Consider the following 25,304-nt stretch of genomic DNA (forward strand, 5'->3'; position numbering starts at 1 on the left):
CATGAATAAAGTGAATAGTTTAATAAAACAACAAAGTCTTCTTTTGCTTTTTGCAATAGGATTTGTTTTATCTATAACAAGTTCATTCATTCATGCGAATCCTTTAAATGGATATGTTATGGAGATTCAGATGACTCCAGCAACATGTTTACTTGATGCTACAAAAACAAAAAGAAGAGAGTGTTTAGAGGGCTATGCTCTTAATATTGTAGGGTTATATCCAGAAACAACGACTGCAAATTGTCGAACAAATTCATCTGCAATTTTACCTCCGATACAAGCTAAAGTTGTTGCAAGTGTAATGCCTAATGAAACGGCACGTGTGAATTTATGGAAAAATATTGGTGGCTGTGTGCTTATGACAGCAAGTCAATATTTTAGATATGTTATTAACTTGGCAGATCGCTTAAATATTCCGATTGTGATGACACGGCAAGAATCTACACATATTCAGCAGAATATGTTGAGAACAATGTTTACAAAGTTAAATTCAGGTCTTCCTCCACAAGGAATTCATTTTCAATGTAGTAGCCACCGTAATGTGAGTTATTTAACCCATATTAAAATTTGTTATAACAAAAATGGAAAATATCGAACTTGTCCGGAAACAATAGAGACAAAATGTCCGAAATCTTTTGTGATTAAAGGATCGTATTAATATAAATTCGGTATAAGATCATATTTAGATTTCGAACGTGGTGTAATACTGCGCATTTTTTAGCGTGTTGTAAAATGTGTGATAAATATTTATATTTTAAGATTTTAAATAATGCTTAAATAAATTAACCATATGAAAAATTAAAAAATTTTAATTAATCATGATTTCTATTTTATATGTGAATTTTTTATATTTGCTGATCTTTAGATTGTATTTTATTTATATTTCCTATCATACTTTTGTTGAAATTCATTCTCTTTTACATGCATATCGGAAAGGATTGGAGTACAATCTTTGCCGTTTAAGATAATTAAGATTAAATAGAACAGCTATTTAATCATATTGATGTTCCTCTCAATTGGAGATAATTACATGAAGCAACCTGTTCGCGTTGCCGTTACTGGCGCAGCTGGTCAAATCGGTTACAGCTTATTATTCCGTATTGCAAGCGGTGAAATGCTTGGTAAAGACCAACCAGTGATTTTGCAATTGTTAGAAGTTCCTTTTGAGAAAGCTCAACAAGCGCTTAAAGGCGTAATGATGGAACTTCAAGACTGTGCATTCCCACTTTTAGCAGATATGATCGGTACTGATGATCCTAAAGTTGCATTCAAAGATGCTGATTACGCACTTTTAGTTGGTTCACGTCCACGTGGTCCTGGTATGGAGCGTGCTGACCTTCTTAAAGTGAACGGTGAAATTTTCATTGGTCAAGGTCAAGCATTAAATGAAGTTGCTAGCCGTGATGTTAAAGTACTTGTTGTAGGTAACCCTGCAAACACTAACGCTTACATTGCAATGAAATCTGCTCCAGATCTTCCAGCTAAAAACTTTACAGCAATGTTACGTCTTGACCACAACCGTGCTGCATCTCAAATTGCTGCAAAAACTGGTAAAGCTGTTAAAGATATTAAACAACTTACAGTTTGGGGTAACCATTCTCCAACAATGTATGCTGATTACCGTTTTGCAACAATTAACGGTGAAAACGTTAAAGATATGATCAACGATCAAGAATGGAATGCAAATGTATTCCTTCCTACAGTTGGTAAACGTGGCGCTGCAATCATTGAAGCTCGTGGTTTATCTTCTGCTGCTTCTGCTGCTAATGCTGCAATCGACCATATGCGTGATTGGGCTCTTGGTACAAATGGCGAATGGGTAACTATGGGTATTCCTTCTGACGGTTCTTATGGTATTCCTGAAGGCGTAATGTTCGGTTTCCCTGTAACTTGCGAAAATGGCGAGTATAAAATCGTCCAAGGTCTTGAAATTGACGAATTCAGCCGTGAACGTATTAACTTCACTCTAAATGAGCTTGAAGAAGAACGTGCAGCAATTGCTGACATGGTTAAATAATTTAATCGTAGATTAAATTAGAAAAAAGCACTCTATAATAGAGTGCTTTTTTTATTGGTATTTATTTTTTGGATAGAAAATATACACAAATTGAAACAACAAATTGATGATTTATACTTTGCATTATGATGAATTTCTTATAAGTTAATTGAATAAATTATGACAAAATAGTTGATAAGGAGGGCTAGATGCTCAATCAAAATATACCATCCTTAGCTTTATTGTTTTCTCAATTAGGACTTGCTAATAGTCCAGCAGCAATTGAGTTATATGTACGGACACATCAATTATCAGCTTCTCAAAATTTACATGATGCTCCATTTTGGAGTAAATCTCAGCGTGATTTTTTAATTAGCCATTTAGTTCAAGATGATGACTGGGCAATTTGGATTGATGAGTTAAATCAACAACTTCATATGGATGCATATAAAATACAGCTAAGTTAATTTAAATTAAGCCAATTTAAATATTGAAATAAAAAATGCCTATGAAGAGGCATTTTTTATATTGTGAGTAGAGATTCTGTCTTAGTGCATTTTGCTCTTTAATAAATTCAGAAACCAATCTAATTTTCTATATTGATCAAAAGCAGGATGGATGTTGAATAAATCAAAATCGAACTCTTTGGTTTTAAGATATTTACCTAACCAATGGCGTGTTAATGAATGTTCATTTTTTACAGCAGATGCATATGCTAAAAAGAAATAAACTTCTCCATTTAAATCGGTGGTTATAGGTTTTAAGATTTGCTGCGTAATAATGGCAAACTTTTGATCTTTAGAAATTTCATAGTAAATCATATATGCTTTGGCTAAATGCAAAGAAAGTTTTAGGTACATTTCTACAGGCATTTCATCAAATTCAATACGAGCGCGTTCCAGTATAACAATAGCTTCTTGTAAAAAGTGAGTTTGTTCCTGACGAAATTGACTAAGCGTCACTAACTGTAAACGAAGATCAGCACGTTCTAGTGCAAGTTCAGGTGTATTACCATTCAAGTAAATTTGATCAGTTTCACCAATACGTTGAATGATTGGTTGAATATTATTTCGCATTGGATACTCCTCATAATCAGTTACCTAATATGAGGATGAATATGTAAATTTAAAGTTTAAAAAATTGTATTATCATTTCTTAGCCAAGCAGTAATGGATAAGCGTTGATGTTTGGCAACTAAAACTTCATGCATTAAATCACTTTGGAAAAGTGCAATCCGATTGGGTTTTGGTTGAATAATATGCCATTGATCATTTTTATCTTGTAAGCGTAATTCTCCGCCCCAGTCATCGTGCCATTCTTCATGTAAATAATAAACTGCTGATATAACACGACCATTTTTGCCTTGGGGGTTGTCTCTATGCAAGGCATAAAATTCACCTGCATTATAGCATGCAAAATGCGCTTCAACTTCATGAATTCCTGCATAAAATGCACGATTAAATTCGGTAGCTAAATTGTTCAGGGTTTGAATATGTTGTTGAGCAATGGTGAGATTTTCATCAATCCAAAGAATATGATCGCTTCGGATATTACTGACAATGCCATTCTGAATTGCGGCATTTCTAAATTCGTTAAGATGGGATGTGCATTCTGTAGCAAGTTGGTGTGTATATTCTGGTGTGTAAGCGTTATCTATAATACTGAACCCGTGTTGATCCAAATTATCTAAAATCTGGTCAACGGGTAAAGCTTTTGGAATAAGCGTTTTTTCCATATATAAAACCTCAAAAAAATGTGAAAAAAAGGGTGTCGTATTCTAGAGTAAGAATAGCATCTGAATGAAACTATTTTTCATGCTAAAATACCTGTTGATATTAGGAATTAACGAAACATGAATTACCGTCATCATTTTCATGCTGGCAACTTTGCCGATGTGATGAAGCATGTCTTACTGCTTCAATTATTAAATCGACTGAATCAAAAAGACAAACCATACCGCTATATAGATACGCATGGCGGTGCTGGTAAGTATGATTTATCTTCTTCTGAAGCGCAGAAGTCGGGTGAGTTTTTAACGGGTATTCATCGTTTAGTGAAACTTGACGACTCAATTAAACGTAATGCGCCAGAAGGTGTTCAACAATATTTAAAAGTTGTTGAAAAAATGCGTGATAACTTTGGTAAGGGAGCTTATCCTGGATCACCATGGTTTGCACTTGATGGTCTGCGTGAGTGCGATAAAGCTACAATTTTTGAGATGCAACGCGATGTATTTCAGCAATTACGCCATAATATTTTTGATAAGCGTGCAGGTTTACATGAACGTGATGCCTATGAAGGATTACTCGGTGTAATTCCGCCTAAAGAAAAACGCGGATTGGTGATGATTGATCCACCATATGAATTAGAGCGTAAAGATTTTCCTCAATTGGTTGAGCTGCTAGTTGCTGCATATAAAAAATGGCCAACAGGTGTGTTTGCTGTTTGGTATCCAATTAAAGACCGTGCCATGATTGAACGTTTTGAAAAGAAAATGTACAAAACAGGTATTCGTCGTCAGTTGGTTTGTGAAATTTGTGTATGGCCAGATGATACGCCTGTTGGATTAAATGGTTGTGGTTTGCTCGTAATTAATCCACCTTGGAAGTTCTCTGAAGATGCTGATGAAGCATTACAGTGGTTATTCCCACATTTACGCATGCAAGAAAATGGCGGTCATGCTGCTGTTCGCTGGCTTGTGGGTGAATAAAGTTAAATCAATATAAAGATAGGTCATAGTTAGGATCGAAGAATGACTAGTACAAATAAGCCTGAAGGGGAAATTTCTTCAACAAAGGAAAATACTTTTGATGGTATTACGTTCGAGGTTGAAGAAGAAGAACAGACCCAGGAAGGGAAGAAAGTGAAGCGTCGAGGCATCTATCTATGGCCTAATCTGATTACGACACTTGCGTTGTTGTCAGGTTTTTACTCAATTATTGCCAGTATGAATGGTGATTTTAGACAGGCTATATTTGCTATTTTTATTGCCGCACTTTTTGATGGTTTAGATGGGCGTGTTGCACGAGCAATTGGTGCTCAAAGTCCATTTGGTGAACAATTCGATTCATTGTCAGATTTACTTGCATTTGGTATTGCACCTGCAATTTTAATGTATAGCTGGAGTCTGCATGATTTAGGACGAATTGGTTTGGCATGTTGTTTTGTTTACACAGCTTGTGCAGCATTTCGTTTAGCACGATTTAATGTGCAAATTGGTGTGGTTGATAAGCGTTATTTTATTGGTGTTGCAAGTCCGCTAGCTGCAATTATTGTGATTTCTTCTGTTTTAGTCGGTTTAGATTATAGGGAAGTCTTTGATTTGCAAGATAAGGGATATCAAATTTATAACGTTATATTAATTGTTACAGTTGGGCTCTTGATGATTTCAAATATCAAGTATTATTCTTTTAAAACCATTGATCGTAAACGTGTACCTTTTGCTGTATTGCCTCTGAGTGTATTTATTATCTCGGCGATTACATATGATATTCCTGTTGGTATTTTGATTTTATCTTTTATCTATGTACTTTCAGGTTTTGTAACGACATTTTTAGCGAGAAAAAATACGCCTGTATAAATAAAAAATGATAAGGAGTTTGATATGAGGCTGTTTCAAGACTTACTCGATCAGTCTAGGCAACTGAATCAAACTCCGCATAATAAAAAATTAAATCTGCCTTATCATGTCCCGAATCATAAATACAAAACTATTATTGTTGGTTTAAAAGTTCCAAATCTTCCAGCGCCATTACATTATTTAAATTTTTTTACTGCTATTGGAGTAGATGAATTTTCTATATTTTATAATGAAAGTGCCATCCAAACGACAGCATTAGATACTGCTGTGACATTGGTAAGTAGTAGCCCTCATATGATTGGGCAATTGAACTCATACTCAATAAGCCACGAATGTTTTTTTAATCAACAAGAATTTCAATTTGCGCAGCGCGAACATCTTAGTGGACACTTTTCATCTTTATTGCTAGAACGAGCAAGTGATGAGTTAGGCTTTGAATTGGAAATAGAGGCGGCAAAACCTTTAAATTATTTTTCTAAGCTACGATTTAATTTAGCTGAACATTGGTCTTTAACTGCTTTTTGTCGTGGTGTAATTGTTTATAAGCAACAAGAATATAAAATTAATGAGATAGCAAGTTTTGAGTTTGCTCGTAGTTCGTATTTATCTTATTTATCATGTGCATTTTATGTTTATCAATTAATTAATATTGGAAATGAACAACAAATTATTTTTGTTCAATGTCGCAATACTTTAAGCCAGTTAATGTATTCAAGAATTTATTTTAAGAATATAGAAAAACAAAACATACAATATTTTGATGAGGATGTTGAATTTCATATTAGACGTCTATATCCAAAAATTAAAACACCGAATAATCAATTTATGTATTTACCCCGTGAGTTTGAATGGAGCTATTCCAATGAAAATCTTTCAATAGTACTAGAAGGACATAGTCGAGGAGATTTTAAATTTGGATTGGGAGCAGGATTTGTCGGGAGCTTTTATTACACATTAAAAGTTAATGATGAAATATTCGAGGGGGCTAGTGGCTATGGAGAATATATTGATTGCCGTGATTTAAAGTGGCAAGAACAAAATAAAGAAGATGAAATGATGAAAAAATTTGAACAAGCTGTACCTTTAATGTTCAAAAAATAAGATAAATCTGCATTTTTGCTTATAAATTACGCAAACAGACATTATTTTCAAAAAAAATAAAGAAAAGGTGTTGCAACGTATAGGAAATGCTGTAGAATGCACATCCATCGGCGGTGATGAAGATTAAAACTTCTGATAAAACAGCAACTTAGCACAAAGTGTTGGGGTTGTGTTTTAGAAAGAAAGTTTAAAATAATTTGAATTACTAGTTGACTTTCTGGAAATAGAGAGTAATATAGCCGACCTAGCTTGCTACTGACGAAGTAGTAAGAAGATCATTAAGAGATTATGAAGAACAACTTGTGTGGATTTTTACTAGTTGATCAATCGAATATATTTTCATTGATTGAATGGTAGAAATTACTCGAAGTTTATTTGAGAAATATTTGTCAGAAAATTGATGAGCCAAGATTGGTAGCCATAAGCTACTACTGATTTTAAACTGAAGAGTTTGATCATGGCTCAGATTGAACGCTGGCGGCAGGCTTAACACATGCAAGTCGAGCGGGGGAAGGTAGCTTGCTACTGGACCTAGCGGCGGACGGGTGAGTAATGCTTAGGAATCTGCCTATTAGTGGGGGACAACGTTTCGAAAGGGACGCTAATACCGCATACGCCCTACGGGGGAAAGCAGGGGATCTTCGGACCTTGCGCTAATAGATGAGCCTAAGTCGGATTAGCTAGTTGGTGGGGTAAAGGCCTACCAAGGCGACGATCTGTAGCGGGTCTGAGAGGATGATCCGCCACACTGGGACTGAGACACGGCCCAGACTCCTACGGGAGGCAGCAGTGGGGAATATTGGACAATGGGCGCAAGCCTGATCCAGCCATGCCGCGTGTGTGAAGAAGGCCTTTTGGTTGTAAAGCACTTTAAGCGAGGAGGAGGCTACTTGGATTAATACTCTGAGATAGTGGACGTTACTCGCAGAATAAGCACCGGCTAACTCTGTGCCAGCAGCCGCGGTAATACAGAGGGTGCAAGCGTTAATCGGATTTACTGGGCGTAAAGCGTGCGTAGGTGGCCAATTAAGTCAAATGTGAAATCCCTGAGCTTAACTTAGGAATTGCATTCGATACTGGTTGGCTAGAGTATGGGAGAGGATGGTAGAATTCCAGGTGTAGCGGTGAAATGCGTAGAGATCTGGAGGAATACCGATGGCGAAGGCAGCCATCTGGCCTAATACTGACACTGAGGTACGAAAGCATGGGGAGCAAACAGGATTAGATACCCTGGTAGTCCATGCCGTAAACGATGTCTACTAGCCGTTGGGGCCTTTGAGGCTTTAGTGGCGCAGCTAACGCGATAAGTAGACCGCCTGGGGAGTACGGTCGCAAGACTAAAACTCAAATGAATTGACGGGGGCCCGCACAAGCGGTGGAGCATGTGGTTTAATTCGATGCAACGCGAAGAACCTTACCTGGTCTTGACATACAGAGAACTTTCCAGAGATGGATTGGTGCCTTCGGGAACTCTGATACAGGTGCTGCATGGCTGTCGTCAGCTCGTGTCGTGAGATGTTGGGTTAAGTCCCGCAACGAGCGCAACCCTTTTCCTTATTTGCCAGCGGGTTATGCCGGGAACTTTAAGGATACTGCCAGTGACAAACTGGAGGAAGGCGGGGACGACGTCAAGTCATCATGGCCCTTACGACCAGGGCTACACACGTGCTACAATGGTCGGTACAAAGGGTTGCTACCTCGCGAGAGGATGCTAATCTCAAAAAGCCGATCGTAGTCCGGATTGGAGTCTGCAACTCGACTCCATGAAGTCGGAATCGCTAGTAATCGCGGATCAGAATGCCGCGGTGAATACGTTCCCGGGCCTTGTACACACCGCCCGTCACACCATGGGAGTTTGTTGCACCAGAAGTAGGTAGTCTAACCGCAAGGAGGACGCTTACCACGGTGTGGCCGATGACTGGGGTGAAGTCGTAACAAGGTAGCCGTAGGGGAACCTGCGGCTGGATCACCTCCTTAACGAAAGATTGACGATTGGTAAGAATCCACAACAAGTTGTTCTTCATTATGATGTATCTGAGGGTCTGTAGCTCAGTTGGTTAGAGCACACGCTTGATAAGCGTGGGGTCACAAGTTCAAGTCTTGTCAGACCCACCATGACTTAGAAAGGTACATTGAATCTAAATGATAAGCTGGGGACTTAGCTTAGTTGGTAGAGCGCCTGCTTTGCACGCAGGAGGTCAGGAGTTCGACTCTCCTAGTCTCCACCATGTATTTGAATGAATACATAGTAAGCAAACAGTTGGATAGCTTATAGAGCTTAGTGATAAGGTGGCGTATAATGCGCGGCATTGTTATTAATCTCTGTGATTTATCACAGTTGACTGCGATCTGACGAAGACGTAGTGAATCATTAACAGAATATATTTGAGTTGAAATAATTTGTTCATACTCGTTAAAAGGAAGACTAAAGAAGTAATTCTGAAGTTGACTGATTAAATGAGTTACTAGCGAAATTAACTGAATCAAGCGTTTTGGTATATGAATCTAATTGAAGCTGTACTGTAGTTAAATCTACAAAACTCTAACTGTGGCGATTAAGTTCGCAACGCAACATTTTCACTTGTAGGAAATGGGCGACTGTTTGGGGTTGTATAGTCAAGTAATTAAGTGCATGTGGTGGATGCCTTGGCAGTCAGAGGCGATGAAAGACGTAATAGCCTGCGATAAGCTCCGGGGAGGCGGCAAATATCCTTTGATCCGGAGATTTCTGAATGGGGAAACCCACCTAGTATAAGCTAGGTATCGTAACATGAATACATAGTGTTACGAGGCGAACGAGGGGAAGTGAAACATCTCAGTACCCTTAGGAAAAGAAATCAATTGAGATTCCCTCAGTAGCGGCGAGCGAACGGGGAACAGCCCATTAAGTTATGTGTGTTTTAGTGGAATGCTCTGGGAAGTGCAACCATAGTAGGTGATAGTCCTGTACACGAAAGGGCACACATAATGATGTCGAGTAGGGCGAGGCACGTGAAACCTTGTCTGAATATGGGGGGACCATCCTCCAAGGCTAAATACTCCTGACTGACCGATAGTGAACCAGTACCGTGAGGGAAAGGCGAAAAGAACCCCTGTGAGGGGAGTGAAATAGATCCTGAAACCGCATGCATACAAGCAGTGGGAGCCGACTTGTTCGGTGACTGCGTACCTTTTGTATAATGGGTCAGCGACTTATATTCAGTAGCAAGGTTAACCGCATAGGGGAGCCGTAGGGAAACCGAGTCTTAATAGGGCGTTTAGTTGCTGGGTATAGACCCGAAACCAGGTGATCTATCCATGAGCAGGTTGAAGGTTGGGTAACACTAACTGGAGGACCGAACCCACTGTCGTTGAAAAGCCAGGGGATGACTTGTGGATAGGGGTGAAAGGCTAATCAAACTTGGTGATAGCTGGTTCTCCCCGAAAGCTATTTAGGTAGCGCCTCGGACGAATACCATTGGGGGTAGAGCACTGTTTCGGCTAGGGGGTCATCCCGACTTACCAAACCGATGCAAACTCCGAATACCAATGAGTACTATCCGGGAGACAGACTGCGGGTGCTAACGTCCGTAGTCAAGAGGAAAACAATCCAGACCGCCAGCTAAGGCCCCAAAATTATAGTTAAGTGGGAAACGATGTGGGAAGGCATAGACAGCTAGGAGGTTGGCTTAGAAGCAGCCACCCTTTAAAGAAAGCGTAATAGCTCACTAGTCGAGTCGGCCTGCGCGGAAGATGTAACGGGGCTAAAACTATATGCCGAAGCTGCGGATTTGCAATTTATTGCAAGTGGTAGGGGAGCGTTCTGTAAGCCGATGAAGGTGGATTGAGAAGTCTGCTGGAGGTATCAGAAGTGCGAATGCTGACGTGAGTAACGACAAAACGGGTGAAAAACCCGTTCGCTGAAAGACCAAGGGTTCCAGTCCAACGTTAATCGGGGCTGGGTGAGTCGACCCCTAAGGCGAGGCCGAGAGGCGTAGTCGATGGGAAATTGGTTAATATTCCAATACTTCAGTATAATGCGATGAGAGGACGGAGAAGGTTAAGTCAGCCTGGCGTTGGTTGTCCAGGTGGAAGGTTGTAGGCATGTATCTTAGGCAAATCCGGGGTACTCTATGCTGAGAACTGATAGCAAGCTAGTTTACTAGCGAAGTGGCTGATACCATGCTTCCAGGAAAAGTCTCTAAGCTTCAGTTATACTGGAATCGTACCCTAAACCGACACAGGTGGTCAGGTCGAGTAGACCAAAGCGCTTGAGAGAACTCTGCTGAAGGAACTAGGCAAAATGGTACCGTAACTTCGGGAGAAGGTACGCTGTTGTTGGTGATAGGACTTGCTCCTTGAGCTGATGACAGCCTCAGAAACCAGGCCGCTGCAACTGTTTATTAAAAACATAGCACTCTGCAAACACGAAAGTGGACGTATAGGGTGTGATGCCTGCCCGGTGCTGGAAGGTTAATTGATGGGGTTAGCGTAAGCGAAGCTCTTGATCGAAGCCCCAGTAAACGGCGGCCGTAACTATAACGGTCCTAAGGTAGCGAAATTCCTTGTCGGGTAAGTTCCGACCTGCACGAATGGCATAATGATGGCGGCGCTGTCTCCAGCAGAGGCTCAGTGAAATCGAATTCGCCGTGAAGATGCGGTGTACCCGCGGCTAGACGGAAAGACCCCGTGAACCTTTACTGCAGCTTGACATTGAACTTTGATCTTACTTGTGTAGGATAGGTGGGAGGCTTTGAAACCGAGACGCTAGTTTCGGTGGAGCCAATCTTGAAATACCACCCTGGTAATATTGAGGTTCTAACTCTGCTCCATTATCTGGAGCGAGGACCATGTCTGGTGGGTAGTTTGACTGGGGCGGTCTCCTCCTAAAGAGTAACGGAGGAGTACGAAGGTGCGCTCAGCGTGGTCGGAAATCACGCGTAGAGTATAAAGGCAAAAGCGCGCTTAACTGCGAGACCCACAAGTCGAGCAGGTACGAAAGTAGGTCTTAGTGATCCGGTGGTTCTGTATGGAAGGGCCATCGCTCAACGGATAAAAGGTACTCTGGGGATAACAGGCTGATACCGCCCAAGAGTTCATATCGACGGCGGTGTTTGGCACCTCGATGTCGGCTCATCTCATCCTGGGGCTGAAGCAGGTCCCAAGGGTATGGCTGTTCGCCATTTAAAGAGGTACGCGAGCTGGGTTTAGAACGTCGTGAGACAGTTCGGTCCCTATCTACCGTGGGCGCTGGAAATTTGAGAGGATCTGCTCCTAGTACGAGAGGACCAGAGTGGACGAACCTCTGGTGTACCGGTTGTGACGCCAGTCGCATCGCCGGGTAGCTATGTTCGGAAGGGATAACCGCTGAAAGCATCTAAGCGGGAAGCCTACCTCAAGATAAGATTTCCCTAGGACTATATGTCCTCTAAAGAGCCGTTGAAGACTACGACGTTGATAGGTTGGATGTGGAAGCATAGCGATATGTGAAGCTGACCAATACTAATTGCTCGTGAGGCTTGACTATACAACACCCAAACAGTTGTTGTATCAAGCATCAATTGATTCACAAATAATCAAAGAAACTTGATTTAGTTCTAAAGCTAGATACAATGAACACCTTAAATTAACTCAGATATACCTGTTAATAACTCATTTGAAGAAAGCTAGGCATCTAAGTAAGACCATAGCAAGTAATCATAAACAGTTGTGCTGGCGACAATAGCAAGAGTGAACCACCTGATCCCTTCCCGAACTCAGAAGTGAAACCTCTTAGCGCTGATGGTAGTGTGGGGTTACCCATGTGAGAGTAAGTCATCGCCAGCTCATTAATTCTAAAACACCCCCTTCAGATGAAGGGGGTGTTTTTTTATGTGAAAAAATAAATGAAAGAAATTTAAGGAATAAGTAGATCAATAAGAATTTGATAAAAATATATGGAAAATGAAAGGGAATGAGTTTTAATTTTAAAGAGGAGTATACTGTGCAAAGAAATGGAGCACATATGCAAGACTCAAAACAATCTAATAACTATATTGAATATGGAACAAAATCATTTAAATCTGTTCTATTTTGTTTATTTCTAGCCGGATTTTCAATTTTTTCTTCTTTATATTGTGTTCAACCCATGATGCCAATATTGGCAGACTTTTTTAATGTAAGTGCAACTCATAGTAGTTTTCCATTATCTATTTCTACAATCGCCTTGGCATTTGGTCTGCTCATTACTGGATTTATATCAGATAAATTTGGTCGAAAATCCATTATGACAGTAGCACTGTTGAGCGTAGCTCTTCTTTTATTAATAAGTGCATGTTTACCTTATTGGAGCTTATTTCTAATTACTCGAATTTTTGTTGGATTAGCAGTTAGTGGTGTGGCTGCTGTCGCTATGACTTATATCGGTGAAGAAATTGCAAAAAAAGATATTGGTTTAGCAATTGGGCTCTATATTTCAGGTACTGCAATTGGAGGAATGGGGGGGCGATTTATTGCTGGAGTTTTAGTTGATTTCGTGAGTTGGCAAACGGCAACAATTGTTATTGGATTAATTAATTTATTTATTGCATTAATTTTTTATAAAAAACTTCCTGCATCTCAGCATTTTAAACGTTACTCTTTTAAATTTTCAAGATTTAGCTCTTCTTTTATAGACAATTTAAAAGATTCAAAGCTTAAATTATTATTCCTTCAAGGATTTATTTTGATGGGATGCTTTGTTTCTATTTTTAATTATATGAGTTTTCATTTACTAGATTCTCCTTTTAATTTATCTCAAGCATGGATTGGCTGTTTATCTGTTGTTTACTTAGCTGGTATCTATAGTGCGCCACGTGCTGCAGCTTGGGGACGAAAATGGGGAAGGCATAGTATTTTACCTTGGATGCTTGTTGGCATGATTATGGGTATTTTATTAATGTTTAGTAATTTATTATTTGTTGTCTCAATAGGATTACTTATTTTTACTTTTGCCTTTTTTGCTGGACATTCAACAGCTAGCAGTTGGGTTTCAATTCAAGCATTAAGATATAAAGCAGTTGGATCTTCATTATATTTATTTAGCTATTATTTAGGTTCAAGCATTTTAGGTAGTTTAAGTGGTATTGTGTGGGAATACGGAAAATGGAATGGTTTGCTATTTTTTATTATAATTCTTTTATTATTAGGTTTACTAATAGCATGGAAACTTAAGCAACTTACTGTGAATGAGCAGAGAAGTGCTTAAGTCTTTTTAATCTTAGAATTAATTTAGTTGTCGTTTTGCATGTTTTAATGCAGTCCTTAGACCTTCTTCTAGGGTCGGATGATAAAAAGGCTTCTGTAAAATTTCATTAACTGTTAACTTTTCATCTATGATCCATGCTAATAAATGAGCTAAATGTTCTGCTGATGATACGAATAATTCTGCTCCAAGAATTATTTTGGATTGTTTATCTATATAAATCTCAGCAGCACCTTTATTTTCAGACATTAGTAAAGCGCGACCTTGCTGTTTGTAATCAATAAATCCACAGATATATTCAATTTTATTTTCTTCAAGTTGTTTCAAACTTTGTCCTATAATTGCCATTTCAGGTTGGCTAAACACAATACTTAATGGAGTTAGTATTTTTATATTATTAATCTGTGGATAATTTAAGCAATTATGAACAGCCAAACGACCTTCATGAGCAGCTTCATGTTGAATAGGTGTTGTTGTATATGCATCACCAACAATAAAAATTGGATAATTACCTAATTGCTTGGTTTGAGATGAAATATTTATTTGTTTTGAAGAAGAATAGGTTGAATCAATTTTTTGTAGGTTTAATGTGTCTAATAAACTTTTACGGCCTGTTGCTGTGAGAACGTAATCGACTTCAATATTTTTTGTCTGCTGATCCTCGGTAAAGTTTATCGAGATTTTATTTTTAACTTTTTGCATAGCATCTGGTAAAACTTCAAAATGTATATTAAGTTCCTGTGAAATTTCTTCTTGTGCAAATTTTTGTAAACGTGGACTTGTCAGCGAACCAATTTTTTTACTTCGTGCAAAAACATCTACTTTTACACCAAGTCGTTGCATTGCTTGTGCTAGTTCAAGAGCAATAACACCACTACCAATAATAGCTAATGAGTTGGGAAGTTGTTCTAATTCAAAAATTTGATTTGAGCTAATAAGTCGACTGCCTAATTCTTGTTGCATTGTTTGATCAATATTTGGTGTTGAGCCTACAGCTAAAATAAATGATTTTGCTTGAAAAATTTGATTGTTTACTTTAATGGTTGTTGCATTTATAAATTCAGCTTTACCTGATATTTTGTGCTCAGTTGACCATTGATCTACATCTTTTTGTGTTGCAGTTGTAAAGTGGTCTCGTAAGGCTCTTACTCTACTCATTACATTTGATGTGTCAATTTGTACTTGGATATCTAAACCAAGTTCATTTGCATGTAAAATATTATGCATACATACGATTAGCACTAGCAATAAGAACTTTACTGGGCATACAACCAACACGGGCACATGTCGTATCCCAAGGACCATCATTAATAATGAGAATATTTTGTGTAAATTTAATTGCTTCTTTATAGGCAGCTATACCTGCTGTTCCTGCGCCAATAATAATAATATCGTACATAAAATACTCTTTATTTTATAATGATGTCTTATTCATAGCATATTTATGTGAAAAATTATAAGCGATTTAAATTTTTAAAATAAAAAAAACGGCAATTTATGCCGTTTTTTATGCTTTTAGATGGACGCTCCGCCATAGATCCCAACAGTTGGACGAACATTCATGGTGCTACATCCAATAAGTGTGAGTGAGCAGAGTAGTACAAGAAACATTTTATTCATCTAATAAACCTTGTTCTTTTGCCTGATGATATAATGATGCAGAACGCGTTCCACTTTTGCAAACCATTAAAATTGGTTTTGGTAAATCATTATAGTATTCAGCAAATTCATTGATGTCTATTTGATTGATTTTTCCACTTGTAACAGGTTGATAAATAACACCAACCTGATTTGCTTCAGCAATTTCTCTTAAAGCATTGACTGAAACTTTATTGCCTGATTCTTGATCAGGACGATTTACAATTACAGATTTAAAACCTTGCTGCATGAGCTTACTAAACTTATCAGTTGTCATATCACCAGTGACGCTAAGGCTCGGTGCTAAAGATTTACTTAAAGAATCTTCAGCTATGACTGTTCCTGAAAAGCTGATAATAACGCTAAATATTAAGGCTTTAAAACAAAATTCAGTCATCTAACAAATCCATTTGTTTTGCAAGTTGGTAAAGATTATTTGATCGATTACCAGTACGGCAGAACATAAGAACAGGTTTTGGTAGTTCATTAAAATTATTTGCAAATTCACGTACGTCTAATTCAGTGATTTGCCCAGCAACTACGGGTTGATACACATAATCTAAACCAGCTTCACGTGCAGCAACTTCTAGATCTGCACTTGTTGGTTGAGAGGGGCCACCTTCAAGATCAGGACGATTATTAATTACAGATTTAAATCCTTTTTCAACAACTTGAGAAATATGTTCAGGACCAATTTGACCTGCAAAACCAACAAGATCACTCACTGTAGGACTCCATTAGCACAAAAATAAATATAGTCTATGATAACATTAAGCATAATATTGAGCAGATTATTAAAAAAATTTATAAATCATTAAATTCGATTAACTTAAGTATGATTATGGAATGGAGCTGACATGTTTGCGTATATGGTTGAACCGCTCTATGTCAAAAGTGGGAAAGATGTTATTGCTGCGGATTTTTATCATCCACATAATATAGATAAGCCACCTATTATTTTAATGGCTCCCGAATTTGCATCATTAAGACATTTTAAATTAGCCCAATTTGCTAAACGATTTGCTCGTGCAGGTTATGCTGTTGTTTTATTTGATTATCGCTATTGGGGAGGTAGTACAGGACGACCACGTGAGCTCGTTTCTATTGATGAGCAAATTGAAGATTGGAAAACGATGATTTCTCACTTGATGGGAAGAAAATCAATTGATATCAACCAAATTATTTTATGGGGTTCTGGGTTAAGTGCAGGCTATGTTCTTCATTTGGCTTCCGTGTTGAAAAATATTAAAGCTGTTATTGCACAGGTTCCATTTGTTGATGGAACCGAATATGCAAAAGTATATCCTATTCAATATATGACGAAGGCTTTAAAAATTTCTACAAAAGATTATATGGGAGCAAAAATTGCTTTAGCATCTAAACAAATACCTGTTGTAGAACCTAGCGGTTTATCTATTTTTCCTGCGCATGATTATTATGAGGGATATTTATCCATTTTAAATTTAGATGCTTTCTGGAGTGGGGAAATTCCCGCACGAGTGTTTTTTAGCTTACTTAAATTTAGACCAATTTTAGATGTTCAAAAAATTCAAATACCTACTCTGATTATTGCTGCAAAAAATGATAGTCTAATGCCGATAGAGGCTGTCCGTGAAACTGCAACGAATCTTGCATTTTTTGCAGAATATCAAGAATGGGATATGCATCATTTTGATATTTATCATGGAAAATACTTTGAAAAAGCAATATTGACCCAATTAGATTTTTTATCTAAAACGATAGGAACAAGCTAGATGATTATTGTGTGTTCGGCATGTGGTGCAAAAAATAGAGTACCTGAAGAAAAACTTTTGGAGCAACCAAGTTGTGGACAATGTCATCAAGGATTGATTCCATTAGCACCTATTGAACTGAATGAAAAAAATTTTAGTAGCTTCATTAGTTCTAGCGATTTACCTGTATTTATTGATTTATGGGCAGATTGGTGTGGTCCTTGTAAAATGATGGCTCCACATTTTCAGCAAGTTGCAAAAGATTATCCTCATGTTGTTTTTGCAAAAATTAATACTGAAGAGAATCCTCGTTTAAGTGCTGCATTTAATGTTCGTAGTATTCCAACCTTAGTTTTAATGAATAAAACGAATGAAGTTGCTAGAATAAGCGGTGCACTTAGATCTAGTGAGTTAAAAAAGTGGCTAGATCAACATTTGAATGCTTCCTAATTTTATAGGCTTGGAGTTAACGTGTCAGATTCTTACGTAAAACCAGAAGGTACTTTATCCCTTCAAACTATTGCAATGCCTGCGGATACAAACTGGAGTGGTGATGTCTTTGGTGGTTGGATTGTGTCACAAATGGATTTGGCAGGTGCAATTCATGCGGAACGTTTCTCGAAAGGACGTTGTGCAACAATTTCGATCAATCAAATGACTTTTCTTGTTCCTGTAAAGGTTGGTGATGTAATTTCTTGCTATACAAAAATTTTGAAAGTAGGAAATACCTCAATTCAAATGCAAATTGAAGTATGGGATAGTCATGATAGTTCACGTCCTGCTAAACGTGTAACAGAAGGTGTATTTACCTTTGTAGCAGTAGATGTGAAGGGATCTAAACGTCAAATTCCGGAAGAGTCAAAACAGTTGTTTTTAGAAACACAATCTTAAATTTGATTGTCAAAAAATCCCAGCATAAGTCTGGGATTTTTTATATTTAGAACATTGAATTTTGATTGGCACTTTGTTCAGGAATATTTTGAATCACATCCCAATGCTCAACTATTTTTCCATTTTCTATCCGAAATATATCAACAATTGCTTGTCCTTTATCATGTTCATTTTGCTTTGAATGCACATGTAAAACGACTAAATCACCGTCTGTAATTGCACGTTTAATTGTGTTCTGTGCAGTTGGGTTTTCTTTAAAGTATTGGGTGAAGTAATTTACAAAAGGTGCTTTACCATCAGATACATATGGGTTGTGCTGAATATATTGATCACCAATATAGCGGTCTGCATATGCTTTTACGTGATGCTTTTGGAACACGCCTTGATAAAAATCGAGAACAATATTTCGGTTCTGTTCAGTTTGAGATTTAGCTTTTATCCCGCTTGTTGGGGCAGCAGCTTGAACTGTATTTAGGATTGGGAGGGTGACCAAAAGGGTAGAAGCCAATAATAATTTTTTCATCAGAAGACTCAATATGAAAAAGAGAGAATGTCACCATATTAAGCATATTTATAGTCGTGAAAATAGCAACATTTTGTCAGCCTTAAGTGTAAGTCTAGTAAATCTTACACTTACCCAACAGTAAGTTTTATTTACATTTATTTGTTTTTTAGGTATGACTTTGGGATCCATGCCCACAGCATTTCACATTGAATAGGGGCTTCACCAGATTCATCAGTTACGGTCACATGAACGATAGTTTCTCCTTTATCTGTTTGCATCAGTTGGCGTTGTTCAGGTGTAAGTGTCGCAATCGCAGTCATGGCACCTTTGGATGGCCGTTTGAAATCGACATGTAGACTTTTGATGAGCATGATGCAATTGTCAGGAACATTCATTCCAGTTACAAAGCCAGTTGCTGTTTCAGCAAGAAGCACCATGGCACAGGCATGAACTTGACCGATATGGTTTCGCATGGCTTTGTGGTTGGCAAGGGTCACTTCCACTTTTGATTCGCTGACGTGAATGTAGCGAATCTTAGCGGAACCGACCATTGGGACGATGCGACCAAAGACCTTACTTAACAGCGTACTTTGAATGCCACTTGGCAATTTAGAAGTGGCTTTAACGAGTTTAGAAAGTCGATTGGTCTGCGTCATAATCCCTACTTTTAAGACTTCAAATAGTCTTAATCTTTAAAGTTGTTGAATTGTAAAGGAACACCAAATTGTTGTTCTTTCAAGAAAGCCATAATTTGCTGTAGAGTATCGCGTTTTTTATCAGTTACACGAATTTTGTCCCCTTGAATAGAAGACTGCGCCTTTATACCGCTTTCTTTAATGGCTTTATTGATTTTTTTTGCGGTATCAGAGTCAAGACCATCTTTAAGTTTGATGACTTGAATCACATTTTTACCTGAAGCTGTCATTTTTTGTGGATCAAGCGCTTGAATATCAACTTTACGTTTAAAGAAATGATTTTCAAGCATGGTATAAACTTGTTCGCATTGGAAATCACTTTCAGTGGAAATTTTGATTTCTTTTGCTTTTTCATTTAGTTCAATGGAAACATCTTGACCACGGAAATCAAAACGAGTTGCGATTTCTTTTTGTGTATTTTGAACAGCATGGTTCACTTCAAAAATTTCTAATTCCGAAACAATATCAAAAGATGGCATAAATTAGACCTTTGCAAATATAAACAATATCTGAGATGCTAGGGATGTTTTCTTCATTTGCCAAGTGTTGTTTACATCAAAGGAGTGCGTAATGATCCGTAAACAAGAAATTACAACATTTGAGTTCCCAGAAAATGCTGTAATCTGGGATGTCCGTGATACAAATGCTTATGCTGAAGCACATTTAAAAGGTGCATTAAACCAGCCTATAGCCAGCTTATCGGCAGATAGTTTATCTCAGGTGTCGGCGGATCAGCCAATATACATTTTATGTGGTGGTGGAAGTAAAGCACCTCGTGCTGCTGAATTATTAGAGGGGTTTGACAGTAGCCGTGAATATGTTGTGCTAATGGGTGGAACTCGAGCTGCCCGTGACGCAGGACTACCTTTAGAATAAGGTAGTTATTAAAAAAAGCGCCGTTTGGCGCTTTTTTTAATAATAATAATAAATTAAATTGTAAATAAATATTTCAACTTGTTTTATGATGCTGGTTTGAAATAAGGTTTTTTGTTTTTTTGCTTTTTTTGGAAACGTCGAACATTGAGTTTTTGAAATAAAGATGAAGGAATAGGGCATGCTTCACCTAAAATTGAAGCGACTAATACTTCACTACATAGTGGCGAAAATAAAAAACCTTTTGATCCTAGCCCAGCAAATGTATAAATCTCTTCATCATCTTTAAGTGAGCCAAGCAATGGAAAATAGTCCTGACTTTGTGCACGAACAGATGCTCGACCTTGCCAATTTAGAGTTGTATCTAATGATTCCGCATATTCAGGAAATACACTGTGGATAAGTTCATAGTTATGCACATGGTCTTCAGGTAGTACCCCATGATCCTCTCTATTTGGATAAAAAGAAGCACCTAAAATAATATGATCTTGATCTAATTGCATACAATAACCACCATAACTGTAGGCTTGATCAATAGATAGAGGATGTTGAGTGTTCTGTACCCAGCTGACTTGTCCACGAATTGGTTTTAAGCTTGGAAAGTTTTCAAAAAATTGAGCACTTTCACGTGCCGCACAAACAATGACATGATCAAAGATATCTGCTTGTTCATGATTATTTTTAAATACCTGAACCTGATTTTTTTGTTTGATTTGATAAATTTCAGCTTGTTCAAGCGTAATGTTAGGATGTTGAAGAATTTCATCACGTAATTGATGTGGATAGACAGCACCCGCTTTAAGTAGTTTTAGACTTGAAAATTGGGTTGCTAAATGACTTTGTTCAGCGGTTTGATACTTTAATACTTGAGATGGGTATTGGGTTGAAAGTTCAATTAAATCATCTGAATTTTTTAAGCCAATTTGATTAATTTGCAGTGGGCGAAATGCTGTAAATTTTATGTAATGAGTTAATGCATATTGCCAAGCTAATGTCATTAAATGTTCGGCACTTTGTTCAATAGGACAAAGTTTTGGATTAAGTAATGCTAGAGGATTGCCAGATCCCCCAGATAATGGCGCTGTTTTCTCGTAAATAACGACTTTATGCCCACGTTGAGCAAATGCCCATGCACAACTTAAACCCGCAATTCCAGCGCCAATAATCGCAATTTCACGTTGTTTAAATTGGGCTTGAGGAATTAAAGAAGTTTTTTTTTGAGTATCTTCTAAATTTTGTTCATTTTCAGGTGGTATTGGAGCATTCCAAATAGCCTTTAACATTTCTCGTTTATGACCAAAACCACGTGGACGAGAAATTGTAATGCCATGTTGTTTTAAGCCTCTTTTAAGAACGCCTGCAACGCTAAAGGATGCGAAAGTTGTTCCAACACCAGATAAACGAATAATATGATTTAGAACATTTTCTTCCCACATATCTGGGTTGCAAGAGGGGGCAAAGCCATCTAGAAACCATGCATTAACTTGTTGGGTTTTTATCATGGTAGGAAAAACATCATGAGCATCGCCTAGCCATAAATCTAAAGAAAAACGTTCTTCAGGAAAGTTTAAACGATGACATCCTGCAATCGCAAAAGGATATTGAGTAATGAGTTGATCAGCAAGTGGTTTTAGTTCGGGCCAAACATTGAGCGCCCGAATAAGATCTGATTTACTGAGTGGAAATTTTTCAACAGAAATTGCATGCAGATGGCTGTGATTGGTTGGACGAACTTGTTGCCAAAGTTGCCACAATGCCAAAATATTTAAACCTGTTCCAAATCCTGTTTCACCAACACTAAAGTATTCAAAAGCTTTAAGGTTTGATAAGCGATCAGATAAATCATTGCCATTTAGAAACACATGGTGGGTTTCAAGTAAGCCATTATCTTTAGAAAAATAAACATCACCAAACTGTTTAGAAATAGGGATATCAATACCATCTACAATTTGCCAATCAAGATCAGCAGTTTGAATTGCATGAGACAAATCTTAAAGCCTTTTTAGTGAAAATGAGAATAAAAAATTACCATTGACGACGACGTTTGCCGTATACATAACTTGCAATTAGAAAGCCAAGCAAAACACCTAAAGCAAGTGTAACAGCACCATAAAGGAACATTTGAGCACTACGTTCACTTTGTAGAACTTGGACCTGTACAGCAAGATTATCATTCTTTAGCTGTAGTTCTTGGTTCTGAGAAAGAGCATCTAAGTTTGCTTTTTCTAACTGTTGTAAGCGACTTTCTTGGTCTTTTACCAATGCTTTAACTTTAGCATCTTGTTGAAATTTTGTTTTTGCAAGCTGTTCGGCTGTTAATTTCTGTTCTTGAGCATTCGCTGTATTGTGAGCTGCAGAAGGAATAACCCCAGGTCTATTTGCTGGAATTGTTTGCACCGTTGCTGGCGGAGGCGGTGTTGTTGGTGGTATTTGCTGTCCTGCAGTAGGAGATGCAGGGGTCGTAGGTTCAACTGCCCAAGCAGGAGAACAAAAAAGCAATAAACTGAATACACTAGATACAACGGTGCGCATGAACCTTATCCTTTAGGAAATGCTTTGTTAAATGGTTTTACGTCAATATGACTGTAAACACCTTCCTTTAAAAAAGGCTCTTCTTGTAACCATGCATCAAGCGCTTCTCTAGATTCAAAGTCTACAATAATTGTGCTACCATAAAATCCTGCTTGAGGATTAGTTGGATCTTTAGGCATTGCGCCAGCGACAATTAAACGACCTTCTTCATCAAGTTTATTTAAGCGTTCAAGATGCTGTGGACGGATAGCAAGACGCTTTTCTACAGTGCCTTCCTGATCTGTACAGCTAACAACAAATAATGGCATATGCGTGTTCTCTGTGCTGAAGTGAGCTGGAATTTCTATTGTTCAGTATTCTTAAAGTATTTTCGTAATACAATGAACTGAATAATAATAAAGGAAAACATCACAATCATGTCACCAAAAGCTGTGAATTCTCCCCAATATTTTCCGTTCATATATAAAAAAGCGAAAAATACGTGTAAAAATGACATTAAGGTGAACATTGCTGCCCATGCATAGTTTAATTTTAGCCAACCTTTTTCAGTTAAGTCGAAGATTGGGCCAAATAAACGCTGAATAAGGGGCTTACGTTCTTTGCTAAATAAAGGTGAAAGAATAAAAGCACCAGCAAAGACTAAGTTTAATAATGCCGCTTTGAGTTTGATATAGAAATCATCAGAAAGCATAAGTGTAATACCACCAAAAATTACCGTCATAAACAGTACAATCCACTGTTGTTTTTCTAAACGGAATTTTTGCATGATATATAACGCACCATATACCACGAGCATTGAGATAATTAAGCCAGTTGTCGCAACCAAAATATTATTATTGTCTACGCCACCTGCAGAACCAATTAATTTTAATAATGGATGATTTGTATCGTTTGGCTCTACCGTTTTATATAAATAAAAGAAAATAATCAGTGGCACAAAGTCTAAAAGTGCTTTCATGTTAAAGTATCTAAATCTGCTCAAATAAGTGACATAGTATAAGTGATGGAAGGTATAGATTTACATACACATAGTAATATTTCTGATGGAACTTTGTCTCCAGAACAACTCGTGCTTGCTGCGGTTGAAAAAAATATTCATACCTTAGCTCTAACCGACCATGACACCATGGATGGACTGATTTTGGCAGAAAAAGCAGCAGAAAAACAGCAAATAAAAATTATTTCTGGTGTAGAGATTTCAAGTCAGTGGTCTAGACCTGCAACAAAGAAATCCTATGGTGTTCATATTGTTGCATTAAACATGAAAAATCCAGAACCTTTGCAACGTATTTTAATCGAACAAAAGAAAGTGAGAGCTGCTAGATCAAAACAAATTTGTGATTTATTAATTCCATTAATTCATGAAGATATTTATGCCGATGTGATTGCTAAAGTAGATGGTGAAGCAGATAGAGTGACTCGAACACATATTGCCAAAACTTTAGTTGAAAAAGGTTATGTTAGTCGCCCTCAACAAGCATTTGATAAATATATTAAAGAAGGCAAAAAAGCTTATGTTAAGTTTGAAGGATTGGGTTTAGCTGAAACGATTGATGTGATTCATCAAAGTGGTGGATTTGCAGTTTTAGCTCATCCTACAAAATATGACTTATCTGCGACGAATATTCGCTATTTAATTGAAATATTTGCACAGCATGGTGGAGATGCTGTTGAGTTACCACCAGCTATTGAGCCTGCATCAACACGACAAATGATTGACCGAAAAATTGCGGAACATGAACTTAAAGTTTCTGTGGGGAGCGATTTTCATGGAGATCATATGCCATGGATTCGACTTGGTAATATTCCAAGATTAAAAGAAGGTCAAATTGGCATTTGGGAATCATTTAATCATTAAGTGATTTACTTTATAAATTGTAAAGTATTTTTCTATATCCATAACAGGGCTGTTGCAAGAACAAGTAGTGCACCAAAAAACTTATCTTGATACTTTGAAAGAGGACTTTTAAGAATAAGTTGTGCACTAGATGCCCATAATAGATGGGATAAAAAATTACATAAAGTAATGATGAATGCTAAAACAATTCCAAAATGATAATCTTGGGTTTCTACAGAAAATAAAGAATAAATTGTCAAAATAATAGCAATATTTTTAGGATTAAGCGCTTGAGCCATGACGCCAAAACTAAAGCTACTTTTAATTTCAGGTTTCTTTTTAATATCTGAGTCTGATCTGAGCATACAAAATGCCAGGTACAGCATATAAATACTGCCCACTATTTTTACAATATGCGTAATATAGGCATGCTGTGTAAGAAAATAACCAGCACCAAATGCAATAATTAAAGAATATAAAAATGGAAGAACTTGTAAACCTGCAATAAATTTTAAAGAGCCTTTAAAACCTTTTGCTGAAGCAACACTAAGACATAAAATATTGGCAGGGCCAGGAGAAAATGCAAGCGGTAAATTAACCAATAGTGCGGCTGTAATAAACGCGAACATTGTTTTTCCTTAAAAGATTTTAAAAAATAATCAGAGTAGATTATTTATGAGAGGAAGTAATAATAAGAAATAAATAGATATTGAGCAATTTAA

The 25,304-nt window shown here is 37.5% G+C and carries 24 protein-coding genes, 2 tRNA genes, 3 rRNA genes and 1 pseudogene; 17 read left to right on the top strand and 13 right to left on the bottom strand.

Annotation, left to right across the window (positions count from 1 at the left end; all coding sequences use genetic code 11):
- Position 1: 1 nt before the first annotated feature.
- The 3 genes from AOY20_RS06045 to AOY20_RS06055 all read left to right on the top strand — a co-directional run bounded on the left by AOY20_RS06045 (position 2) and on the right by AOY20_RS06055 (position 2,463).
- On the top strand, positions 2-658 hold the full coding sequence (locus AOY20_RS06045; RefSeq protein WP_054581028.1) for a ribonuclease T2 family protein: 657 nt from the start codon (positions 2-4) through the stop codon (positions 656-658).
- A gap of 372 nt (positions 659-1,030) precedes the next feature.
- The gene (locus tag AOY20_RS06050; protein ID WP_054581029.1) at positions 1,031-2,017 is read left to right on the top strand and encodes a malate dehydrogenase; all 987 of its coding nucleotides are present in this window, start codon (positions 1,031-1,033) and stop codon (positions 2,015-2,017) included.
- A gap of 188 nt (positions 2,018-2,205) precedes the next feature.
- On the top strand, positions 2,206-2,463 hold the full coding sequence (locus AOY20_RS06055) for a DUF2789 family protein (protein ID WP_054581030.1): 258 nt from the start codon (positions 2,206-2,208) through the stop codon (positions 2,461-2,463).
- An 81-nt stretch (positions 2,464-2,544) separates the two neighbouring features.
- Here the strand turns inward: AOY20_RS06055 and AOY20_RS06060 are convergent, their stop codons facing one another.
- Complete coding sequence (locus AOY20_RS06060; protein ID WP_054581031.1) at positions 2,545-3,072, bottom strand: hypothetical protein; 528 nt, start codon at positions 3,070-3,072, stop codon at positions 2,545-2,547.
- Positions 3,073-3,128: 56 nt separating this feature from the next.
- Positions 3,129-3,731, bottom strand: a complete 603-nt coding sequence (locus AOY20_RS06065; RefSeq protein WP_054581032.1) for a 2OG-Fe(II) oxygenase — start codon at positions 3,729-3,731, stop codon at positions 3,129-3,131.
- 117 nt (positions 3,732-3,848) lie between these two features.
- On the opposite strand from AOY20_RS06065, the gene AOY20_RS06070 reads away from it, so the two are divergent.
- The 9 genes from AOY20_RS06070 (at position 3,849) to AOY20_RS06110 (ending at position 13,881) form a co-directional block, all read left to right on the top strand.
- Entirely contained in the window at positions 3,849-4,706 is an 858-nt protein-coding gene (locus AOY20_RS06070; protein WP_054581033.1) for a 23S rRNA (adenine(2030)-N(6))-methyltransferase RlmJ, read from the top strand.
- Between the two features lie 42 nt (positions 4,707-4,748).
- Positions 4,749-5,576, top strand: coding sequence for a CDP-diacylglycerol--serine O-phosphatidyltransferase (gene pssA, locus AOY20_RS06075; protein ID WP_054581034.1), 828 nt, complete (start codon positions 4,749-4,751; stop codon positions 5,574-5,576).
- Positions 5,577-5,600: 24 nt separating this feature from the next.
- Positions 5,601-6,677, top strand: a complete 1,077-nt coding sequence (locus tag AOY20_RS06080; protein WP_054581035.1) for a DUF6670 family protein — start codon at positions 5,601-5,603, stop codon at positions 6,675-6,677.
- Between the two features lie 439 nt (positions 6,678-7,116).
- Positions 7,117-8,654, top strand: a 16S ribosomal RNA gene (locus tag AOY20_RS06085).
- 61 nt (positions 8,655-8,715) lie between these two features.
- A tRNA-Ile gene (locus AOY20_RS06090) sits at positions 8,716-8,792 on the top strand.
- Positions 8,793-8,829: 37 nt separating this feature from the next.
- A tRNA-Ala gene (locus AOY20_RS06095) sits at positions 8,830-8,905 on the top strand.
- 386 nt (positions 8,906-9,291) lie between these two features.
- Positions 9,292-12,183 (top strand): 23S ribosomal RNA (locus AOY20_RS06100).
- A gap of 184 nt (positions 12,184-12,367) precedes the next feature.
- Positions 12,368-12,482: ribosomal RNA gene (gene rrf / locus AOY20_RS06105) — 5S ribosomal RNA — on the top strand.
- The 16S, 23S and 5S rRNA genes sit together here with 2 tRNA genes alongside, the layout of an rRNA operon.
- A gap of 178 nt (positions 12,483-12,660) precedes the next feature.
- Positions 12,661-13,881 (top strand): MFS transporter, encoded by a 1,221-nt coding sequence (locus AOY20_RS06110; protein ID WP_054581036.1) that lies wholly within the window; start codon positions 12,661-12,663, stop codon positions 13,879-13,881.
- 18 nt (positions 13,882-13,899) lie between these two features.
- Here the strand turns inward: AOY20_RS06110 and AOY20_RS06115 are convergent.
- The 3 genes and pseudogenes from AOY20_RS06115 to AOY20_RS06125 form a co-directional block, all read right to left on the bottom strand.
- Positions 13,900-15,277 (bottom strand): annotated as a pseudogene (locus tag AOY20_RS06115) (dihydrolipoyl dehydrogenase).
- Positions 15,278-15,490: 213 nt separating this feature from the next.
- Positions 15,491-15,913: a protein tyrosine phosphatase family protein gene (locus AOY20_RS06120; protein WP_054581037.1), complete on the bottom strand. Its 423-nt coding sequence runs from the start codon at positions 15,911-15,913 to the stop codon at positions 15,491-15,493.
- Positions 15,906-16,241 (bottom strand): protein tyrosine phosphatase family protein, encoded by a 336-nt coding sequence (locus AOY20_RS06125; RefSeq protein ID WP_054581038.1) that lies wholly within the window; start codon positions 16,239-16,241, stop codon positions 15,906-15,908. Before AOY20_RS06125 ends, AOY20_RS06120 begins: the two co-directional genes overlap by 8 nt.
- Positions 16,242-16,373: 132 nt before the next feature.
- Between AOY20_RS06125 and AOY20_RS06130 the strand changes: the two genes are divergently transcribed.
- The 3 genes from AOY20_RS06130 to AOY20_RS06140 are packed head-to-tail and all read left to right on the top strand — an operon-like array spanning position 16,374 to position 18,140.
- Positions 16,374-17,270, top strand: coding sequence for an alpha/beta hydrolase (locus AOY20_RS06130; RefSeq protein WP_054581039.1), 897 nt, complete (start codon positions 16,374-16,376; stop codon positions 17,268-17,270).
- The gene (trxC, locus tag AOY20_RS06135) at positions 17,271-17,699 is read left to right on the top strand and encodes a thioredoxin TrxC (protein ID WP_054581040.1); all 429 of its coding nucleotides are present in this window, start codon (positions 17,271-17,273) and stop codon (positions 17,697-17,699) included.
- 21 nt (positions 17,700-17,720) lie between these two features.
- Positions 17,721-18,140 carry an acyl-CoA thioesterase gene (locus AOY20_RS06140; RefSeq protein WP_054581041.1) on the top strand — a complete coding sequence of 140 codons (420 nt, stop codon included), beginning with the start codon at positions 17,721-17,723 and terminating at the stop codon, positions 18,138-18,140.
- Between the two features lie 46 nt (positions 18,141-18,186).
- On the opposite strand, the gene AOY20_RS06145 is transcribed toward AOY20_RS06140, so the two are convergent.
- The 3 genes from AOY20_RS06145 to AOY20_RS06155 all read right to left on the bottom strand — a co-directional run bounded on the left by AOY20_RS06145 (position 18,187) and on the right by AOY20_RS06155 (position 19,819).
- Positions 18,187-18,663 carry a nuclear transport factor 2 family protein gene (locus AOY20_RS06145; RefSeq protein ID WP_054581042.1) on the bottom strand — a complete coding sequence of 159 codons (477 nt, stop codon included), beginning with the start codon at positions 18,661-18,663 and terminating at the stop codon, positions 18,187-18,189.
- Between the two features lie 137 nt (positions 18,664-18,800).
- Positions 18,801-19,301, bottom strand: coding sequence for a DUF4442 domain-containing protein (locus AOY20_RS06150; RefSeq protein ID WP_054581043.1), 501 nt, complete (start codon positions 19,299-19,301; stop codon positions 18,801-18,803).
- Positions 19,302-19,330: 29 nt separating this feature from the next.
- On the bottom strand, positions 19,331-19,819 hold the full coding sequence (locus AOY20_RS06155) for a YajQ family cyclic di-GMP-binding protein (protein ID WP_054581044.1): 489 nt from the start codon (positions 19,817-19,819) through the stop codon (positions 19,331-19,333).
- A 91-nt stretch (positions 19,820-19,910) separates the two neighbouring features.
- Between AOY20_RS06155 and AOY20_RS06160 the strand changes: the two genes are divergently transcribed.
- Complete coding sequence (locus AOY20_RS06160) at positions 19,911-20,216, top strand: rhodanese-like domain-containing protein (protein WP_054581045.1); 306 nt, start codon at positions 19,911-19,913, stop codon at positions 20,214-20,216.
- 83 nt (positions 20,217-20,299) lie between these two features.
- On the opposite strand, the gene mnmC is transcribed toward AOY20_RS06160, so the two are convergent.
- The 4 genes from mnmC to AOY20_RS06180 are packed head-to-tail and all read right to left on the bottom strand — an operon-like array spanning position 20,300 to position 23,703.
- Complete coding sequence (gene mnmC, locus AOY20_RS06165) at positions 20,300-22,201, bottom strand: bifunctional tRNA (5-methylaminomethyl-2-thiouridine)(34)-methyltransferase MnmC2/FAD-dependent 5-carboxymethylaminomethyl-2-thiouridine(34) oxidoreductase MnmC1 (RefSeq protein WP_054581046.1); 1,902 nt, start codon at positions 22,199-22,201, stop codon at positions 20,300-20,302.
- A gap of 37 nt (positions 22,202-22,238) precedes the next feature.
- Positions 22,239-22,745 (bottom strand): SH3 domain-containing protein, encoded by a 507-nt coding sequence (locus AOY20_RS06170; protein ID WP_054581047.1) that lies wholly within the window; start codon positions 22,743-22,745, stop codon positions 22,239-22,241.
- A gap of 5 nt (positions 22,746-22,750) precedes the next feature.
- Positions 22,751-23,053: a YciI family protein gene (locus AOY20_RS06175; RefSeq protein WP_054581048.1), complete on the bottom strand. Its 303-nt coding sequence runs from the start codon at positions 23,051-23,053 to the stop codon at positions 22,751-22,753.
- Positions 23,054-23,088: 35 nt separating this feature from the next.
- Complete coding sequence (locus tag AOY20_RS06180; protein WP_054581049.1) at positions 23,089-23,703, bottom strand: inner membrane-spanning protein YciB; 615 nt, start codon at positions 23,701-23,703, stop codon at positions 23,089-23,091.
- Between the two features lie 45 nt (positions 23,704-23,748).
- Between AOY20_RS06180 and AOY20_RS06185 the strand changes: the two genes are divergently transcribed.
- Positions 23,749-24,603, top strand: a complete 855-nt coding sequence (locus AOY20_RS06185) for a PHP domain-containing protein (protein WP_054581050.1) — start codon at positions 23,749-23,751, stop codon at positions 24,601-24,603.
- Between the two features lie 32 nt (positions 24,604-24,635).
- Here AOY20_RS06185 and AOY20_RS06190 read toward each other — a convergent pair whose 3' ends face one another.
- Positions 24,636-25,211 (bottom strand): LysE family translocator, encoded by a 576-nt coding sequence (locus tag AOY20_RS06190; RefSeq protein ID WP_054581051.1) that lies wholly within the window; start codon positions 25,209-25,211, stop codon positions 24,636-24,638.
- Positions 25,212-25,304: the final 93 nt, after the last annotated feature.

The sequence above is a fragment of the Acinetobacter equi genome (genome assembly GCF_001307195.1).
GTDB lineage: Bacteria > Pseudomonadota > Gammaproteobacteria > Pseudomonadales > Moraxellaceae > Acinetobacter > Acinetobacter equi.